14 protein-coding genes are annotated in these 18,427 nt (G+C 70.9%); 7 read left to right on the forward strand and 7 right to left on the reverse strand.

All coding sequences use genetic code 11. The features are described from left to right. Positions 1-159 precede the first annotated feature (159 nt). Genes AB0389_RS24490 through AB0389_RS24510 form a run of 5 tightly spaced genes read right to left on the reverse strand, consistent with a single transcriptional unit; the run spans position 160 to position 5,599 of the window. Positions 160-1,470: a DUF58 domain-containing protein gene (locus tag AB0389_RS24490; protein WP_366397620.1), complete on the reverse strand. Its 1,311-nt coding sequence runs from the start codon at positions 1,468-1,470 to the stop codon at positions 160-162. An 11-nt stretch (positions 1,471-1,481) separates the two neighbouring features. Further along, positions 1,482-2,492 (reverse strand): MoxR family ATPase, encoded by a 1,011-nt coding sequence (locus AB0389_RS24495; protein ID WP_366397621.1) that lies wholly within the window; start codon positions 2,490-2,492, stop codon positions 1,482-1,484. Further along, on the reverse strand, positions 2,489-3,679 hold the full coding sequence (locus AB0389_RS24500) for a DUF4350 domain-containing protein (RefSeq protein WP_366397622.1): 1,191 nt from the start codon (positions 3,677-3,679) through the stop codon (positions 2,489-2,491). The genes AB0389_RS24495 and AB0389_RS24500 overlap by 4 nt, the downstream gene beginning before the upstream one ends. Further along, the gene (locus tag AB0389_RS24505) at positions 3,676-4,353 is read right to left on the reverse strand and encodes a DUF4129 domain-containing protein (protein ID WP_366397723.1); all 678 of its coding nucleotides are present in this window, start codon (positions 4,351-4,353) and stop codon (positions 3,676-3,678) included. Before AB0389_RS24505 ends, AB0389_RS24500 begins: the two co-directional genes overlap by 4 nt. Positions 4,354-4,363: 10 nt before the next feature. Further along, a complete protein-coding gene (locus AB0389_RS24510; RefSeq protein ID WP_366397623.1) occupies positions 4,364-5,599 on the reverse strand; it encodes a hypothetical protein in 1,236 nt (411 codons plus the stop codon). A 478-nt stretch (positions 5,600-6,077) separates the two neighbouring features. On the opposite strand from AB0389_RS24510, the gene mtrA reads away from it, so the two are divergent. From mtrA to AB0389_RS24540, 6 genes are all read left to right on the forward strand, one after another. Continuing rightward, on the forward strand, positions 6,078-6,755 hold the full coding sequence (gene mtrA / locus AB0389_RS24515) for a two-component system response regulator MtrA (protein WP_114659522.1): 678 nt from the start codon (positions 6,078-6,080) through the stop codon (positions 6,753-6,755). A 1-nt stretch (position 6,756) separates the two neighbouring features. Further along, on the forward strand, positions 6,757-8,838 hold the full coding sequence (gene mtrB, locus AB0389_RS24520; protein WP_366397624.1) for an MtrAB system histidine kinase MtrB: 2,082 nt from the start codon (positions 6,757-6,759) through the stop codon (positions 8,836-8,838). A gap of 43 nt (positions 8,839-8,881) precedes the next feature. Next, positions 8,882-10,696 carry an LpqB family beta-propeller domain-containing protein gene (locus AB0389_RS24525; RefSeq protein WP_366397625.1) on the forward strand — a complete coding sequence of 605 codons (1,815 nt, stop codon included), beginning with the start codon at positions 8,882-8,884 and terminating at the stop codon, positions 10,694-10,696. Between the two features lie 128 nt (positions 10,697-10,824). Further along, a complete protein-coding gene (locus AB0389_RS24530; protein WP_366397626.1) occupies positions 10,825-11,550 on the forward strand; it encodes a ComF family protein in 726 nt (241 codons plus the stop codon). A gap of 235 nt (positions 11,551-11,785) precedes the next feature. Further along, positions 11,786-12,484, forward strand: a complete 699-nt coding sequence (gene raiA / locus AB0389_RS24535) for a ribosome-associated translation inhibitor RaiA (RefSeq protein WP_366397627.1) — start codon at positions 11,786-11,788, stop codon at positions 12,482-12,484. Between the two features lie 219 nt (positions 12,485-12,703). Then, positions 12,704-13,471, forward strand: coding sequence for a response regulator transcription factor (locus AB0389_RS24540; protein ID WP_366397628.1), 768 nt, complete (start codon positions 12,704-12,706; stop codon positions 13,469-13,471). A 46-nt stretch (positions 13,472-13,517) separates the two neighbouring features. Here AB0389_RS24540 and AB0389_RS24545 read toward each other — a convergent pair whose 3' ends face one another. Next, entirely contained in the window at positions 13,518-14,723 is a 1,206-nt protein-coding gene (locus AB0389_RS24545; RefSeq protein ID WP_366397629.1) for a crosslink repair DNA glycosylase YcaQ family protein, read from the reverse strand. Positions 14,724-14,767: 44 nt separating this feature from the next. Continuing rightward, complete coding sequence (locus AB0389_RS24550) at positions 14,768-15,340, reverse strand: GNAT family N-acetyltransferase (RefSeq protein WP_366397630.1); 573 nt, start codon at positions 15,338-15,340, stop codon at positions 14,768-14,770. Positions 15,341-15,581: 241 nt separating this feature from the next. Here AB0389_RS24550 and secA point away from each other — a divergent pair, with 241 nt between their 5' ends. Continuing rightward, positions 15,582-18,407 (forward strand): preprotein translocase subunit SecA, encoded by a 2,826-nt coding sequence (gene secA, locus AB0389_RS24555; protein ID WP_366397631.1) that lies wholly within the window; start codon positions 15,582-15,584, stop codon positions 18,405-18,407. Positions 18,408-18,427: the final 20 nt, after the last annotated feature.

Below are 18,427 nucleotides of genomic sequence, written 5' to 3' on the forward strand. Positions count from 1 at the left end.
CTGCAGGGGGGACCCTGTGGGAGAGTAGGACGCCGCCGAACAATTATTGTGGGAATGCCCCGCACCAGGTATCTGGTGCGGGGCATTTTTGCGTTCAGAACCCTTTCCTTTGCCTTCCGCCTTTCCGGTCGGCAGTGGTTGATTCGCGGACCGAGGAGATCAGAGGCGCCCTGCGGCCTTGAGTGCCAGATACGCGTCGGCGAGCGCCGGCGCCAGGTTGTCCGGGGTGGCATCCACGACGGTCACACCGTGGCGCTGCAACTGCTCGGCCGTACGGAGCCGCTGAGACGTTGCCTGGCTGCCGGCGGCTGCCTCGTACACCGCGTCCACTGTGCCACGGGCCGCGCTCATCTCTTCGATATGGGGATCGGCCACCGAGGCCACGAGGACCGTATGGCGGCGGGTGAGCTGAGCGAGGACAGGGAGAAGACCCTCCTCGACCGGGGCCGCGTCGAGGCTGGTGAGCAGGACGAGGAGCGAGCGGCGGGGAGCGTGTTTCAGTGCCGCCGTGCTGAGGCCACGGGCGTCGGTTTCCACCAGCTCTGGTTCCAGCGCAGCCATCGCGTTGACCATGGCGGGTATGACGTCGCCCGCCGAGCGGCCCAGGACCTGGGCGCGGATGCGGCGGTCGTAGGCGAGGAGATCCACGCGGTCGCCCGCTCGTGCGGCCAGGGCGGTCAGCAGAAGTGCGGCGTCCATCGACGCGTCGAGTCGGGGTACATCGCCGACGCGGCCGGCCGAGGTGCGGCCGGTGTCGAGGACGATCAGGAGATGCCGGTCGCGTTCGGGGCGCCAGGTGCGTACCGCCACGGTCGACTGGCGTGCGGTGGCGCGCCAGTCGATGGACCGGGTGTCGTCACCGGGTACGTACTCGCGGAGACTGTCGAACTCGGTGCCTTCGCCACGGGTGAGCACGCTGGTGCGGCCGTCCAGTTCCCGGAGCCGGGCCAGCCTGGACGGCAGGTGTTTGCGGCTGGTGAAGGGCGGCAGCACGCGTACGGTCCACGGGACTTCGTGGCTGCCCTGGCGCGCGGCCAGCCCCATCGGCCCGAACGAGCGCACGGTGACGCGCTCGGAGCGCCGGTCGCCGCGACGGGTGGGGCGCAGGAACGTGGTCAAGCGGCGGCGCTCGCCCGCCGGGACGGTCAGCGTGTGGCGGGAGGACCCCTGCTCGTCACCCGCGGGCCAGCTGCTTGGCTCCCACGCGTCCCGAACTCGGGCGCGCAGACGGCGAGTTGAGCGGTTGGCGACAGTGAGTTGGACCTCCGCACCGTCACCGAGTCGAACAGAGGTGTCACCGCTTCGGGTGAATTGGAGCGTTTTTACTGGTGCGGCCAGGGCGTAGTCGCACAGAATGGCGAGTGAGAGAGGCGCGTTGACAGCGAGGATCCCCGCCCAGCTGGGTGCGAACAGGCCGACGGGGAGAGAGCCAAGAGCGGCGAGGAGCGCGGTTCGTCCGGTGAGGGCCATGGGTCAACACCTCATCGGGGGACGGGGACTTGGGCGAGGATCGCGGTAATGACGGAGTCGGCGGTGACGCCCTCCATCTCGGCCTCGGGGCGGAGATGGACGCGATGGCGGAGGGTCGGCAGAGCCAGCGCTTTTACATCGTCCGGGGTGACATAGTCCCGGCCGGTCAGCCAGGCCCATGCACGGGCGGTGGAGAGCAGGGCGGTGGCGCCTCGGGGTGAGACGCCGAGTGCGAGCGAGGGGGAATCACGAGTGGTACGGCAGATATCGACGACATAGCCCGCGATCTCGGGCGAGACGGAAGTCCGGGCGACGGCATCGCGTGCGGCTTCCAGGTCGGCGGGCCCCGCGACGGGCCGTATCCCCGCGGCCTGGAGATCGCGCGGGTTGAAGCCCGCAGCGTGCCGGGTCAGGACGCTGATCTCGTCGTCGCGGGACGGCAGCGGCACGGTCAGTTTGAGCAGGAAGCGGTCGAGCTGCGCTTCGGGAAGGGGGTAGGTGCCCTCGTACTCGACCGGGTTCTGGGTGGCCACCACCAGGAACGGATCGGGTAGCGGGCGTGGGGTTCCGTCGACCGTGACCTGGCGCTCCTCCATCGCTTCCAGGAGCGACGACTGTGTCTTGGGAGGGGTGCGGTTGATCTCGTCGGCCAGCAGCAGATTGGTGAACACCGGACCCTGCTGGAAGGAGAACTCGGCGGTGCGGGTGTCGTAGACGAGTGACCCGGTGATGTCGCTCGGCATCAGGTCGGGGGTGAACTGGACGCGTTTGGTGCCGAGTTCGAGGGAGGCCGCGAGTGCCCGGACGAGAAGGGTCTTCGCGACGCCGGGGACGCCTTCGAGGAGAACATGACCGCGGCAGAGAAGGGCGACGACCAGCCCGGTGACGGCGGGGTCCTGGCCGACCACCGCCTTCGCGATCTCGGCGCGGAGTGCCTCCAGGGAAGCACGGGCGCTGTCCGCGGTCGCAGTGTCCGCGGTGGTTTCCGCGGTCTCGGCGTTGGGTGCGGTCGGGGCACTCATGAGGTGCGTACCTCTCTTTCGAGGGCGTCGAGTTGGTCCGCCAGGCGGACGAGAGCGTTGTCGTCGGCCGGCGCCGGGCCGAAGAGCAGGGTGGCCGGGTCCAGCCCGGTGGCGGGAAGGCGGGCGGAGATCGGGGGGAGCAGGGCGTCGGGGGTGTGAGCCTCGGTGGGTGGTACGCCGAGGAGGGACGCGAGACGGTTCCGGGCGGCCGAGCGCAGCGCCGCGGCGGCGTGGGACCGGGCGTTCGCCTTGCGGTAGAGGCGGGCGCGGCCCTCGGTGGACTCCGATGCCCTGGTGGCGACGGGGAGGCGTTCGGTCACGAGCGGGCCGAGCCGGCGTGCTCGCCAGATGGCGGCGAGCACGGCCGCGAGGAGAAGTTGGAAGGCGCCCCAGAGCCAGCCGGACGGGACCAGATCGAGGAAGGCACTGTCGCTGTCGTCGCTTTCGGCGACGGCGGAGGCATCACTGAGCGAAGGGAGGTACCAGACGAGATGAGGCCGGGAGCCGAGGAGTTGCAGGGCCAGCGAGGCGTTTCCCTCGTGGTCGAGGCGCTTGTTGAACAGGATGTCGGGCGAACCCAGCAGGATGGTGTCGCCGGAGCCGGGCTCTTCCACCCTGAGCAGGGACGGCAGGCCGTCGACCGGGTAGCAGCCGTCGTTGTCGGGCGAGTCGGTGACGTACCGCTCGCCGCCGATGTCGGCCTTGCCCGCGCGGGTGGCGGCGGGGAAAGCGCATTGGGGGGAGTGTGTCCCGACGGGGACGGGGGCGGATGTACGGATGCCGGGGGCCAGTGTGCCCACGGAGGGCGTTCCGGCGCCGAGCAGGACCGTGCGGCCGGCGGAGGAGGCCGTCGCGGTGTGCAGTGTGCGCTGCTGGCGAGGTGTCAGCAGGTCCGGCACCGTGACCAGGAGTGTGGTGTCGGCGCCGACCGCGGAGGTGGCGGCGTCGAGGGTGGTCACCACGTCGATGGTGACTCCGCTGCTCTTGAGCAGTTCGGCGACGGCACGGCTGCCGTACTGGTCGGCGGAGCGGGGGTCGAGGCTGCCGTGCTGGTCGCCGGAGCGGAGCGTCGCCATGGTGACGGCGGCGGCCAGAAGGATCACGAGGGCGAGGAGCAGCCCGCGGCTTCGGGTCCAGAGCTGCCGGGACGTGAGGGAGAGCGAGGTGGAGGTGGTCGTGGAGGTCACTCGACAGGTCCTCCGGAGGCGGTGCTCAGCTGGGGCTTCGTGCGCTCGAGATCGGTATCGAGTTCGCTCAGCCAGAGGTATGTCCGCCGGTCCGCGGTGCGGCCCCCGTATGTGACGTCGTCGAACTCCCTGGCGGCGGTGCGCAGCCGGGCCGTGTGGTCGGGGAGGGCGCGTGCGGCCTCGTCGGCGGCCTCGTCGGCGGTGCGGCCGGGGCGGGGGTCGAGCAGGGCCCGTTCCTCCAGGGAGCGGACGATGGCGCGCATCCGTTCCTGGACGGCCTCGGTCCAGCGATCGGCCGCGGCGTGCCGTTCGGCGGTGGCGCGGTGTTCGGCGGCGCTGCGCGGACCCTCGTCGAAGAGGTGCTCCGGGCCGCCCGCTGTGCGGCGGGGTGTGCCCAGGCGCCACCAGAGGGCGGCGAGGAGGGCCACGACGATCAGGATGATGACGACGGCGCCGAGCAGGCCGCCGGGTGCGGCGCCGTCGACCGAGTTGAGGAGGTCACCGACCCAGTCCCAGAAGGCGTTCATCGCCTGGACCAGAAGGTTCGGGTCGTTCTCGTGGTACATCGGTTTGGACAGTTCGCGCTCCGCCGCCTCGCGGGCGGGGACGCGTGGAGTGTCCACCGGTATCTCGCCGCTGACGCGGATCAGCAGTTCGGTCGCTCCCCCCGGCATGGACACCGCATCAGCTCCCGGGGGCGTGCCGGCCCGGCTGCTCTGTGCTGTGGGCGGATACCCCGGCGGCGCGGGCCAGTTCGAGGTCGAGGGCTTCGCGCCGGATGCGCTGGTCCACGTAGAGGAGGACGGTGACACCGGCGGCGATCGGGTAGGTGATCGTGTTGGCGATCACCGCACCGATGCCGGTGATGATCAGGAAGGGCCAGCCGAAGCTCGGGGTGTCGCCCGAGAGCAGGCCGTCCAGACCGGAGCTGTCGGCCAGGAACGCGATGGCGCTGAACGGGAGGGCGATGACCAGCGAGATGAACATGATCAGCACGAAGGTCAGGGCCTGGATGCCGAAGATCCGCCACCAGGTGCCGTTGACGAGTTTCGCGGAGCGGCGCATGGAGGGCAGTACGCCCTGACGTTCCAGCATGAGGGCGGGGGAGGCGAGGCTGAAGCGGACCATCAGCCAGACGACAACGCCGAAGGCGGCCAGTGCGCCGAGCGCGGTCAGTGCGGCTCCCGCGTCGGATCCCACGAGCAGTCCGGGGAGGATGCCGACCGCTATGACGGCGACGCTGATGAGCGGCACCAGCAGGGTGAGGCCGAGCAGTTGGGCGAGCCGGGGCCGGGCCTCGTTCCAGGCGTCCGGGAGGGTGACGGGGCGTCCCACCACGGAGCGGCTGATCACCACGGTCAGGATCGCGGTGCTGAAGATCGTGCTGATCAGCATGATGAGCAGGGAAGGCACCTCGGCGACCAGGCTGGTCTGCAGAGATTCGGTGGTCTGCCGGAGTGCTTCCGCGGCGCTCGCGTTCGGATCCAGGGCGACGGGCTCGGGGATCAGGTAGCGCTGGACGAGTATGTCGCTGATCTGGGAGATGACAGCGACGACCAGGCTCACGCTGAGCACCGTGCGCCAGTGGGTGCGCAGGGTCGACACGGCGCCGTCGAGGATCTCGCCGACACCGAGGGGGCGGAGCGGGATCACGCCCGGCTTGGCGGCGGGTGGCCTGCCCCAGTTGCCGCCCCAGCCGCCGCCCTGGCCGGGGGCGCCCCAGCCGGGGGTGGGCGGGGGCGGGCCGCCGGGGCCGCCGGCGGGGGTGCCCGGCGGGGACCACTGGCCGGGCGGCGGCTGGGCCGCGGACCACTTAGAGGGGGCGGCGTCGTCGGCGGGCGCGGCCTGGCCCGGCACTGTGGCGTCCTGGCCGTCGGACGGGGCGGATCCGGGCGAGGCCCAGCCCGGAGTGTCGTTCACGGTCGTCCACCTCGTGGATTGGTTGCGGATTCTGCTCGGCCGGTCGGATCTGCGGCGGTGCCCGGCCAGGGCGGGGCACCAGCCATCGTGCCACGCGTCGGCTTCCGGTGGGCCGGTGGCCGCCGCTCCTTCTCTCTCTCCGCGGACCCGCCTTCGTCGTACGGGTGTCGGGGCGCGGTCGGCGGGGTTGGTGGTCGTGGTGGAGGGGTGGGTCCAGGCTCCGCCGCTGGGCCGGCCCGTCCGCGACGGCGTAGTCGCTCCACTACCGTGTGGGGCGACGGGAGGCGAGAGGGCGGTGGGTGGTGCTGTGGCGGTTGGCCATGGCTCGGGCCGGGCCGTACGGGTTTGACATCAATGCTTGACATCGACGGGCACGGACGGCGACGGTCGCCCTCGGACTTCGACGCAGACCGTCGCTGCTCTGTGAGGCAAGTCACGCGTGTCTACGCAACGGAAATGAAAATGGGATGATGTCGATATGAAGGGACGCGTCCTTGTCGTCGATGACGACACCGCACTGGCCGAGATGCTCGGCATTGTGCTGCGTGGTGAAGGTTTCGAGCCGTCGTTCGTAGCGGACGGTGACAAGGCACTGGCTGCCTTCCGGGAGGCCAAGCCGGATCTGGTGCTGCTGGACCTCATGCTGCCCGGCCGGGACGGTATCGAGGTGTGCCGGCTCATCAGGGCCGAGTCCGGGGTGCCCATCGTGATGCTCACGGCCAAGAGCGACACCGTGGATGTGGTGGTGGGGCTGGAGTCGGGGGCCGACGACTACATCGTCAAGCCGTTCAAGCCCAAGGAGCTGGTGGCCCGGATCAGGGCGCGGCTGCGCAGGTCGGAGGAGCCGGCGCCGGAGCAGCTGACCATCGGGGATCTCGTCATCGATGTGGCGGGGCACTCGGTGAAGCGCGAGGGACAGTCGATCGCGCTGACGCCGCTGGAGTTCGATCTGCTGGTGGCGCTGGCCCGTAAGCCGTGGCAGGTGTTCACGCGGGAGGTGCTCCTGGAGCAGGTGTGGGGGTACCGGCACGCGGCGGACACCCGGCTGGTCAATGTGCATGTCCAGCGGCTGCGTTCCAAGGTGGAGCAGGACCCCGAGCGGCCCGAGATCGTGGTGACCGTGCGCGGTGTCGGCTACAAGGCAGGACCGAGCTGAGATGACCGGCGGCAGCGCTGCTCCGAAGCCCGGTGAGCCGGGGGTCCGTGCGGGGCGGGCTGCCGGGCCCGGGAGTGTGTTCTCGCGGCTCGGCCCGCTGTTCAGGAGCGGCCGGCTGCTCCAGGACGGCTCGCCGGGCGCGCCGCTGCTGCGCCTGGTGGTGCGCGGGGTGCGGCGTCCGCTGCTGCCCGCCGTGCGGCTGTGGCGGCGCAATATCCAGCTGCGGATCATCACGACGACCCTGTTGATGTCCCTCGGTGTGGTGCTGCTGCTCGGGTTCGTCGTCATCGGGCAGGTCCGCAACGGGCTGCTCGAAGCCAAGGAGAAGGCCGCGCAGAGCCAGGCGGCCGGTGGTTTCACCGTGGCGAAGGAGAAGGCCGACGCGCCGGCGGCGCTCGGCGGCCGGGAGGGCGACGGGACGAGCGGCAGATCGGGACGTAACTCCGTCAACTGGCGCTCCGACCTGGTGGAACAGCTGGCCAGTGGTGGTCCCGGGGCCTTCAACGTGGTGGCGCTGAGCCCGGACTCGGTGGCGTCGACCAACCGCGCGCCCCGGGTCTCGGGCGGCGTCGACTTCGCCAGTGTGCCCGCCGATCTGCGCGCGGCCGTCGCACAGGGCAACGGGCCGTTCCAGACGTACGCGCAGATCAAGTACACCGGGGCGGCCGAGGGCCGGGCTCCGGAGCCGGGGCTGATCGTCGGCAAGCGGCTGAACGACATCGACGGCAACGCGTACGAGCTGTACTACCTCTTCCCGCTGTCGCAGGAGGAGCAGTCGCTCAATCTCGTCAAGGGCACGCTCGCCACGGCCGGGCTCTTCGTGGTCGTGCTGCTCGGGGCGATCGCCTGGCTTGTGGTGCGGCAGGTGGTGACGCCCGTGCGGATGGCCGCCGGGATCGCCGAGCGGCTCTCCACCGGGCGTCTCCAGGAGCGGATGAAGGTCACCGGCGAGGATGACATCGCCCGGCTCGGCGAGGCCTTCAACAAGATGGCGCAGAACCTCCAGCTCAAGATCCAGCAGTTGGAGGAGCTGTCCCGGATGCAGCGGCGGTTCGTCTCCGATGTCTCGCACGAGCTGCGGACGCCGCTGACGACCGTACGGATGGCCGCCGACGTCATCCATGAGGCGCGCGCCGACTTCGATCCGGTGACGGCGCGCTCGGCGGAACTGCTCGGGGACCAGCTGGACCGCTTCGAGTCGCTGCTGTCGGATCTGCTGGAGATCAGCCGTTTCGACGCGGGGGCGGCGGCGCTGGAGGCCGAGCCGATAGATCTGCGGCAGGTCGTGCGGAGGGTGATCGGCGGCGCGCTGCCGCTGGCCGAGGCCAAGGGCAGCCGGATCCGGGTGCTCGGGGACGAGCAGCCCGTCGTCGCGGAGGCCGATGCGCGCCGGGTCGAGCGGGTGCTGCGCAATCTGGTCGTCAACGCCGTGGAGCACGGCGAGGGCCGGGATGTCGTCGTACGGCTGGGTGCGGCGGGTGGTGCGGTCGCGGTCGCGGTGCGTGATTACGGCGTGGGGCTGAAGCCCGGCGAGGCGACGCGGGTGTTCAACCGGTTCTGGCGGGCCGACCCGGCCCGGGCGCGTACCACCGGGGGCACCGGCCTCGGTCTGTCGATCGCCGTCGAGGACGCGCGGCTGCACGGCGGCTGGCTCCAGGCGTGGGGCGAGCCGGGCGGAGGCTCGCAGTTCCGGCTGACGCTGCCGCGCACGGCGGACGAGTCGCTGCGCGGCTCCCCGATACCGCTGGAGCCGGAGGACTCGCGGCGCAACCGCGAGCGCGCGGGCGCCCAGGACGTCAAGGAGAGCGCGCACCGCCTGACGAGCGTGCCCGGCCAGCCGCGGGCGGACCGTCCCGCGCTGACCGGGGCGCCCGGTGTGCCGGTGCCGCCGCTCGGGGCCGCCGCGGTGGATCCGACGGCGCTGCCCGGCAGTGGCGCCCGGGTGGTGGCTCGGCCCGCGGGGGAGCGGCTTCCCGGCGGCGACGCCGCCGGTGACGGGGAGAGCGGGCGGAACGGGGAGAGCGGGGCCGCCGGCCTCGCGGAGCGTGGTGCGGAGCGGGAGGGCACGATTCGTGGGCGTTGACCGCCGTCGTAGGGGGCAGGGAGGCGCGGTACGGAGGTCCGCCGTGCTGCGGGTGCCCGCCGTGCTGGGGGTGTGCGGCGTGCTGCTGGCCGGGTGCGCGTCGATCCCGGACAGCGGCGATGTGGAGCCCGTCAAGGCGTCGCCGCCCGGTGAGTCCCAGGTGCGGGTGTACGCCGTACCGCCGCGGGAGAAGGCGGAGCCCGACGAGATCGTCAACGGTTTCCTTGAGGCCATGACCAGTGACGACCCCGACTTCGCGATGGCCAGGAAGTATCTGACGAAGGACGCGTCCGCGTTCTGGCAGCCGGGGGCGGGCGCGGTGGTGCTGCGTGCCGCGCCGGACCCGGCGGGGCCGAAGGAGACGTCCGCGCGGGCCAGTTCCGGGCTGACCTATCCGCTGTACGGCGACCAGATCGCCGACATGGATTCCTCGCACGCGTACAAGCCGATCGAGCCGACGTCGTACGGCGGCGACATCCACCTCGTGCAGCAGAACATCGGGGGCACCAAGGAGTGGCGCATCGACAGCCTGCCGCAGGGGCTGGTGCTCGGTGAGTCGGACTTCCAGCGCAACTACCGGTCCGTCAACAAGTACTACTTCGCGTCCGGTGAGAACTGGCTGGTCGCGGACCCCGTGTACATCCGTCAGCGGATAGACCCCACATCGCGGATGGACCCGGTCACCCAGGCGGTGCGGGTGCTGCTCGACGGCCCGACGAACTGGCTGAAGCCGGTCGTCGATTCGCCCTTCCCACCCGGTACGGCGCTTCAGAAGGGCGTCACGTCACTGGAGTTCGACGACCGGAACGCGCTGAAGGTGCCGCTGAACGAGAAGGCGGCCAAGGCGGGGCGCGCGCAGTGCCGGAAGATGGCGGCCCAACTGCTCTTCACCCTGCGGGATCTCACCGCCACACCGGTGGGCCAGGTCGAGCTCCTCGCGGACGGCTCCTCGCTCTGTGTGCTCAGAGGTGACCAGGCCGAGGAGTTCGCGCCCGACCGGCCGACGGGACGCCCCGTCACCCCGTACTTCGTGGACGAACACGGGCGGCTGTCGCTGCTTCAGACGGGCGGTGACGAGGCGACGGTGGACCGTACGCAGGTCATCGGGCCCTTCGGCACGGGCGCGGTGAAGCTCGGCTCGGTGGCGGTGGCCCGCGACGAGAAGCACGCGGCCGGAGTCACGGACGATTTCAAGTCGCTCCATGTGGCGTCGATCCTCTCGGACGGCGAACTGGGCGAGCCGCTGGTGACCAGCGGCGGCAAGGGCAAGGAGGGCGCGCTGTCGGCGCCCAGCTGGGACGGGCACGGCGATCTGTGGATCGCGGACCGCGACCCGGCGAAGCCGCGGCTGATGCGGTTCGCGGACGGCGCCGGCCCGGCCCTTCCGGTCACGGTCGAGGGCCTCGACGGCGCGCGTATCAAGTCGCTGCGGGTCTCCGCGGACGGGGTGCGGATCGCGCTGCTGCTGACGAAGGGCGGGCGGACCACCCTCCAGATCGGACGGGTGGAGCGGCACGGCCCCAAGGACGATCCGAAGGTGACCGTGACGGAACTCCAGTCGGTGGCGCCGCAGATGGAGACCGTGACGGCGGTGTCGTGGGCCGGTCCCAGCCGGCTGGTGGTCGTCGGCAAGGAGGCCGGCGGGGTGCAGCAGGTGCGCTACATCCAGACCGACGGGTCGACCTCGGCGGCCGGCGTGCTGCCCGGGCTCAACCAGGTGACGGCGATCGCTGCGGCGGACGACGACCGGCAGCCGCTGGTGGCGGACTCCGACGACGCAGGGATCGTCCGGCTGCCGACCGGGGCGAACTGGCAGACCATGGTCGAGACGGGGTCGTCGCCGGTGTACCCGGGCTGACCGGCGGCCTCCCGGCCCGACCGCGAGCGGCGATCGCGCCGTTCGCGGAGGGCGCCGTGCCCCGGACTGGTGCGTCCGGTTGTCCACAGGGGTGGCCCGGTGACCCCGAGATTGGCACAGTGTCTTCTATGCGGGCGTGGTGGCGTGAGATCACCGGGTTGGTGCTGCCGGTCGCCTGTGGCGGCTGCGGCAGCCCCAGGACACCTCTGTGCGAGGACTGCGGGCGGGCGCTGTACGGGACCTGGCCGTGCCGGGTGCGGCCGGTGCCCGAGCCGGCGGGGCTGCCGGCGGTGTACGCCGCCGCGCCGTACGAGGACGCGGTACGGGCCGTGCTGCTGGCCCACAAGGAGCGCGGCGCCCTCGGGCTCGCCGGGCCGCTGGGACGCGCGCTGGCCGGGGCGGTACGGGTCGCCGCGCCGCCCGGCACGGGGGTGGGGCCGCTGCTGCTCGTACCGGTGCCGTCCGCGCGCCGCGCGGTGGGTGCGCGGGGGCATGACGCGGCCCGCAGGATCGCGCTGGCCGCCGCCGGGGAGCTGCGGCGTACGGGGCGGTCCTGCCGGGTGCTGCCGGTGCTGCGGCAGCGGCGCGCGGTGGCCGACCAGGCGGGCCTCGGTGGCCGTCAGAGGCTGGCGAACCTGTCGGGGGCCCTGGAGGTGGCCGTCGGGGGCGCGCGGCTGCTGGAGGGCGGCCGGGTGGTGCTGGTGGACGACCTGATGACGACGGGTGCCTCGCTGGTCGAGGCGGCGCGGGCACTGCGTGCCGCTGCGGGGCCCGGGCAGCTTCCGGGGGGTGTGCCGGTGAGCGCGGCGGTGGTGGCCGCGCCGCCGCTTTCCTTCGAAATAAATCGGAACTGACCCGGACCGTGCATCGTTGCAGGTAGACAGGGCAGGAGAACAACTGGACAGAGGTACGTACCGGTAGCGGGTGCCGACACCCGGCCGGGAGGTCTATGTTCGGTTGTGAGGGGTGGCGCGAGCGGAGAGGAGGAGGCGCGGGTCGCCAAGTCCGAGACTCCGGTGGTGACCGGGGTCTGGTGCAAGTGGGAGCAACTCCGCGATGAGGCGGAGTGATCCGGGAACGGAGTTCTGCGTGGACATCGTCGTCAAGGGCCGCAAGACCGAGGTACCCGAGCGGTTCCGTAAGCACGTGGCCGAGAAGCTGAAGCTGGAGAAGATCCAGAAGCTCGACGGCAAGGTGATGAGCCTCGACGTCGAGGTGTCCAAGGAGCACAACCCGCGTCAGGCCGACCGGAGTGACCGGGTGGAGATCACTCTCCGGTCCCGCGGCCCGGTGATCCGGGCGGAGGCGTCGGCAGCCGATCCCTACGCGGCGCTCGACCTGGCCACCGGCAAGCTGGAGGCGCGGCTGCGCAAGGAGCACGACAAGCGCTACAACCGGCGTGGCAACGGCCGGTTGTCGGCGGCAGAGGTCCCCGACGTCGTTCCCGGCGTGGCCCGGCTGAACGCGAACGGCGCGACGGTGGCCGAGGAGACCGCCGCGGCCGCCACCACCATCACGACGACCATGGCCGGCTCGCTGGAGGTCCAGGGCGAAGGGCCCCTGGTGGTCCGCGAGAAGACCCATGCCGCCGCGCCGATGACCCTCGACCAGGCGCTCTACGAGATGGAACTGGTCGGGCACGACTTCTATCTGTTCGTCGACTCCGACACCAAGGAACCCAGCGTCGTCTACCGGCGCCATGCCTACGACTACGGCGTCATCCACCTCCGTACGGACCCGTTCGCGGGCTCCGAGGGGAGTGGCGCGGGCGGCGCCCTCGGCGGCTGATACCCGCCCGCGACCGGTCCGGAACAAAGACGGAGTTTCATGCTCCGGCGGTGCCCCTGAGCGCCCTGTGTGCCCTCAGGGGCACCGTCCTGCGAGTCCGTGCACCCCCGCCGCGCCGTCCGGGCATGAAATCATGGAGTCGCAAGCCAACAGGTGGTCTGCGAACTGCGGTTGGCCGGCTCTCAGGAATTCGGGCCCCGGCCTTCAGGGGAGGGAACCATGGCGGACAGTTTCGGACCGGTGCACCACGCGCGCGGCTCCGACGGCCCGGCCGGCGGTGCCGGGGCCGATGCGGGAGCCGGTACGGAGGACGGCGGCGCGCGCGACGAGCCGATCCGCGTCCTGGTCGTGGACGACCACGCGCTCTTCCGCCGGGGGCTGGAGATCGTCCTCGCGCACGAGGAGGGCATCGAGGTCGTCGGGGAGGCGGGGGACGGCGCGGAGGCCGTCGACAAGGCCGCCGACCTGCTGCCCGACATCGTGCTGATGGATGTACGGATGCCCAGGCGCGGCGGTATCGAGGCGTGCACCTCCATCAAGGAGGTGGCCCCCAGCGCCAAGATCATCATGCTGACGATCAGCGACGAGGAGGCCGACCTCTACGACGCGATCAAGGCGGGGGCCACCGGCTATCTCCTGAAGGAGATCTCCACCGACGAGGTGGCCACCGCGATCCGCGCCGTGGCCGACGGCCAGTCCCAGATCAGCCCGTCCATGGCGTCCAAGCTGCTCGTTGAGTTCAAGTCGATGATCCAGCGCACCGACGAGCGCCGGCTCGTCCCCGCGCCCCGGCTCACCGAGCGTGAGCTGGAGGTTCTCAAGCTGGTGGCCACGGGGATGAACAACCGTGATATCGCCAAGGAGTTGTTCATCTCCGAGAACACCGTGAAGAACCATGTGCGCAACATCCTGGAGAAGCTCCAGCTGCACTCCCGGATGGAGGCCGTGGTCTACGCGATGCGGGAGAAGATCCTGGAGATCCGCTAGTGCCGTGCCGGGCGTCGCGAGCCGGTGAACCTTTCCGGTCACAGCACTAGCCGGCGGCGAGCGCCCTGGCCAGCGGCTCGCGCAGCTCCGGGGCGTCGACGCGCTCGACCCGTACGTCCGAGCAGCCGACCCACTCCGCTGCCTCCCGCAGCGCGTCGGCCATCGGGAGCACGGCCCGCGGGGTCTCCAGCGACACCTGCTTGGCGACCAGGGTGGCGCCCTCGCGTGCCGGGTCGGCGCGGCCCAGCAGCCGGCCGCCGGACAGCAGCGGCATCGCGAAGTAGCCGTGGACGCGTTTGGCCTTGGGCACATACGCCTCCAGCCGGTGTGTGAGGCCGAAGATCCGCTCGGTACGGGCGCGCTCCCAGATGAGGGAGTCGAACGGCGACAGCAGCGTCGTACGGTGGCGTCCGCGCGGCGCGGTCGCCAGAGCCGCCGGATCGGCCCACGCGGGCCTGTCCCACCCGGCCACCGTGACCGGCACCAGACCGGAGTCCGCGATCACCGCGTCGACCTGCTCGGCCTTGAGGCGGTGGTAGTCGGCGATATCGGCGCGCGTGCCCACACCGAGCGACTGCCCGGCGAGCGCCACGAGACGGCGCAGGCACTCCGTGTCGTCCAGGTCGTCGTGGAGCAGATCACCGGGGATGGCACGCTCCGCGAGGTCGTACACCCGCTTCCAGCTCCGCCGCCCGGTGCACACGACCTCGCCGTACATCAGCGCGCGCTCGACGGCGACCTTCGCCTCGGACCAGTCCCACCACGGGCCGCCGTTCTTGGCGCCGCCCAGCTCCGTTGCGGTCAGCGGGCCCTCCGTGCGCAACTGCTTGATCACCGTTTCGTACGCTCCGTCCGCCAGCTCGTGGTACCAGTGCGGGCGGGCGCGGTAGGCGCGGCGGCGGAACGCGAAGTGCGGCCACTCCTCGATGGGCAGCACACACGCCGCGTGCGACCAGTACTCGAACGCGTGCGGGGGAGCCGGGGCCGCGCCGGCGGGGGCGGCCGGGGTCCAGTAGGCGTCCTCGACCGTCCTGCGGCCGACGGCGCCCAGCCGCGCGTACGGAATCAGCTCGTGCGACCGGGCCAGCACCGAGATCGTGTCCAGCTGGACGGCGCCGAGGTGGCGCAGCACACCCCGCACGCCGGCGCGCCGGTCCGGGGCGCCGAGGAAGCCCTGCGCGCGCAGCGCTATACGGCGGGCCTCGTCGGCGGACAGCTCGGTGGCGGGCGGCGGAACGGGCGCAGTCGTCATGCTCCGCACGATAGACGGCGGCACTGACAGTCCGTACCGCCCGGTTACTCTCCGGCCGGCAGATACGGGAGGGCCGAGGGCAGCCCCAGATCGGACGGCAGCAGCCCGCCGATCCAGCAGTCGCGCACCGTTCCCTTGTTGACCAGCCCGCCGCGCAGGGTGCCCTCCATCGTGAAGCCGGCCTTCTCGGCGACGGCGCGCGAGCCCGCGTTGCCGGCCTCGGCCCGCCATTCGACCCGTATCGCGCCCAGCGCCGTGAAGGCCCAGTGGGAGAGCGCCCGCACGGCCTCCGTCGTATAGCCGTGGCCGCGGTGCTCCCTGGCCGTCCAGTAGCCGACCTCCCAGGTTCCGGGGCCGGGGAAGTGGAGGGCGGCGGAGGCGATGAGGGGGCCGCCGGTGCGCAGCTGTACGCCGAAGGCGTACGCCGTGTTGTCGCGCCAGCCGTCGGGGGCGATCCGTTCGATGAAGTCCACCGCGTGCTGTCGCTCGTACGGGGACGGCACCGTCGTCCAGCGTTGGATGTCGGGATCCTGACAAGCGGCGGAGACGGTGTCGATGTCGTCCGGGGTGCAGGCCCGCAGCAGCAGGCGTTCGGTCGTGAGGGTGACGGGTTCCATGAACGGATTCTGCTGAGTCCGGTCCCGTACGACGAACGGTTTTCCCGTGACACCGGCACCTTCCGCGCCTTCCGCGCGTTCTCACTGGTGGGTGACAGCGGGCCCGCGTGACGGCGGCCCTCCCGGCGCGGGCGTGTCCTCGCTTACGATGGCCGTTGCGGTGGGGCCCGCCTGCCGTGCCCGCGCCCGTGTCCGTACACGACCCACGTGCCAGGCCCGACCGGCAAGGAGACCAGCCTCAGTGTCCGTCTTCCACAAGCTCATGCGTGCAGGCGAAGGTAAGGTCCTGCGCAAACTGCACCGCATCGCGGACCAGGTCAACTCTATCGAAGAGGACTTCGTCAACCTCTCCGACGCCGAGTTGAAGGCGCTCACCGCCGAGTACAAAGAGCGGTACGCCGACGGCGAGAGCCTGGACGACCTGCTTCCGGAAGCGTTCGCGACCGTCCGCGAGGCGGCCAAGCGCGTCCTCGGCCAGCGTCATTACGACGTACAGCTGATGGGTGGCGCCGCGCTGCACCTCGGCTATGTCGCCGAGATGAAGACCGGTGAGGGCAAGACCCTCGTCGGCACGCTGCCCGCGTACCTCAACGCGCTGTCCGGCAAGGGCGTCCACCTGATCACGGTGAACGACTACCTGGCCGAGCGCGACTCCGAGATGATGGGCCGCGTCCACAGCTTCCTGGGCCTCAAGGTCGGCTGCATCCTGGCGAACATGACGCCCGCGCAGCGGCGCGAGATGTACGCCTGCGACATCACGTACGGCACGAACAACGAGTTCGGCTTCGACTACCTGCGCGACAACATGGCGTGGTCCCAGGACGAGCTGGTCCAGCGCGGCCACAACTTCGCGGTCGTCGACGAGGTCGACTCGATCCTCGTCGACGAGGCCCGTACCCCGCTGATCATCTCCGGTCCCGCCGACCAGGCCACCAAGTGGTACGGCGACTTCGCCAAGCTGGTCACGCGACTGACCAAGGGCGAGGCGGGCAACCAGCTCAAGGGCATCGAGGAGACCGGCGACTACGAGGTCGACGAGAAGAAGCGCACGGTCGCCATCCACGAGCCCGGCGTCGCCAAGGTCGAGGACTGGCTGGGCATCGACAACCTGTACGAGTCGGTGAACACCCCGCTCGTCGGTTATCTGAACAACGCCATCAAGGCCAAGGAACTCTTCAAGAACGACAAGGACTACGTCGTCATCGACGGCGAGGTCATGATCGTCGACGAGCACACCGGCCGTATCCTCGCCGGCCGCCGCTACAACGAGGGCATGCACCAGGCGATCGAGGCGAAGGAAGGGGTGGACATCAAGGACGAGAACCAGACCCTCGCCACGATCACCCTCCAGAACTTCTTCCGCCTCTACGGCAAGCTCTCCGGCATGACCGGTACGGCCATGACCGAGGCCGCCGAGTTCCACCAGATCTACAAGCTGGGCGTCGTGCCGATCCCGACGAACCGGCCCATGCAGCGGGCGGACCAGTCCGACCTGATCTACCGCACCGAGGTCGCCAAGTTCGCGGCGGTCGTCGACGACATCGCGGAGAAGCACGAGAAGGGCCAGCCGATCCTGGTCGGCACCACCTCCGTCGAGAAGTCCGAGTACCTCTCGCAGCAGCTCAGCAAGCGCGGTGTGCAGCACGAGGTGCTCAACGCCAAGCAGCACGACCGGGAGGCGACGATCGTCGCCCAGGCCGGCCGCAAGGGCGCCGTCACCGTCGCCACGAACATGGCGGGCCGCGGTACGGACATCAAGCTCGGCGGCAACCCCGACGACCTGGCGGAGGCCGAGCTGCGCCAGCGCGGCCTGGACCCCATCGAGCACGTCGAGGAGTGGGCTGCGGCCCTGCCCGCCGCGCTGGAGAAGGCCGAGCAGGCCGTCAAGGCGGAGTTCGAGGAGGTCAAGGAGCTCGGCGGGCTCTACGTCCTGGGCACCGAGCGCCACGAGTCGCGCCGTATCGACAACCAGCTCCGCGGCCGTTCCGGCCGTCAGGGCGACCCGGGCGAGTCCCGGTTCTACCTCTCCCTCGGCGACGACCTGATGCGGCTGTTCAAGGCGCAGATGGTCGAGCGCGTCATGGCCATGGCCAATGTGCCGGACGACGTCCCGATCGAGAACAAGATGGTGACGCGCGCCATCGCCTCCGCCCAGTCGCAGGTCGAGCAGCAGAACTTCGAGACGCGCAAGAACGTCCTGAAGTACGACGAGGTGCTCAACCGGCAGCGTGAGGTCATCTACGGCGAGCGCCGCCGCGTCCTGGAGGGCGAGGACCTCCAGGAGCAGGTGCGCCACTTCATGGACGACACGATCGACGCCTACATCCAGGCCGAGACCGTCGAGGGCTTCGCCGAGGAGTGGGACCTCGACCGGCTGTGGGGCGCGTTCAAGCAGCTCTACCCGACGAAGGTCACCGTCGAGGAGCTGGAGGACGCGGCGGGCGACCGGGCCGGGATCACCTCCGAGTTCATCGCGGAGTCCATCAAGGAAGACATCTACGCCCAGTACGAGGAGCGCGAGAACCAGCTGGGCGCGGACATCATGCGCGAGCTGGAGCGGCGCGTGGTGCTCTCCGTCCTCGACCGCAAGTGGCGTGAGCACCTCTACGAGATGGACTATCTCCAGGAGGGCATCGGCCTGCGGGCGATGGCGCAGAAGGACCCGCTGGTCGAGTACCAGCGCGAGGGCTTCGACATGTTCAACGCCATGATGGACGGCATCAAGGAGGAGTCCGTCGGCTATCTGTTCAACCTGGAGGTCCAGGTCGAGCAGCAGGTCGAGGAGGTCCCGGTGCAGGACTCCGCCGAGCGCACCTCGCTCTCCAAGGAGGACGCGGTGCCGGCCGGCACCGCGCCCCGTCCGGAGATCCGCGCGAAGGGCCTCGACGCCCCGCAGCGGCCCGACCGGCTGCACTTCTCCGCTCCCACGGTGGACGGCGAGGGCGGCATCGTGGAGGGCGACTTCCAGAGCGCCGACGGGCCGACGCGGTCGACGTCGGACGGGATGACGCGGGCGGAGCGCAGGAAGGCCCAGAAGGGCACGGCCGGACGCCGCCGCAAGAAGTAGGCCGCGCGAGCGTTGTAGGC

Origin of the sequence: Streptomyces sp. NPDC093109, assembly GCF_040701725.1 — a bacterium.
GTDB lineage: Bacteria > Actinomycetota > Actinomycetes > Streptomycetales > Streptomycetaceae > Streptomyces.

Excerpts from the sequence above, each read along its gene's own strand:
- mtrA (WP_114659522.1), top strand. The coding sequence starts at position 6,078 with ATGAAGGGACGCGTCCTTGTCGTCGATGACGACACCGCACTGGCCGAG.
- AB0389_RS24545 (WP_366397629.1), bottom strand. The coding sequence starts at position 14,723 with ATGACGACTGCGCCCGTTCCGCCGCCCGCCACCGAGCTGTCCGCCGAC.
- AB0389_RS24540 (WP_366397628.1), top strand. The coding sequence starts at position 12,704 with ATGGCGGACAGTTTCGGACCGGTGCACCACGCGCGCGGCTCCGACGGC.
- AB0389_RS24505 (WP_366397723.1), bottom strand. The coding sequence starts at position 4,353 with ATGCCGGGGGGAGCGACCGAACTGCTGATCCGCGTCAGCGGCGAGATA.
- AB0389_RS24550 (WP_366397630.1), bottom strand. The coding sequence starts at position 15,340 with ATGGAACCCGTCACCCTCACGACCGAACGCCTGCTGCTGCGGGCCTGC.
- AB0389_RS24495 (WP_366397621.1), bottom strand. The coding sequence starts at position 2,492 with ATGAGTGCCCCGACCGCACCCAACGCCGAGACCGCGGAAACCACCGCG.
- AB0389_RS24490 (WP_366397620.1), bottom strand. The coding sequence starts at position 1,470 with ATGGCCCTCACCGGACGAACCGCGCTCCTCGCCGCTCTTGGCTCTCTC.
- AB0389_RS24530 (WP_366397626.1), top strand. The coding sequence starts at position 10,825 with ATGCGGGCGTGGTGGCGTGAGATCACCGGGTTGGTGCTGCCGGTCGCC.
- mtrB (WP_366397624.1), top strand. The coding sequence starts at position 6,757 with ATGACCGGCGGCAGCGCTGCTCCGAAGCCCGGTGAGCCGGGGGTCCGT.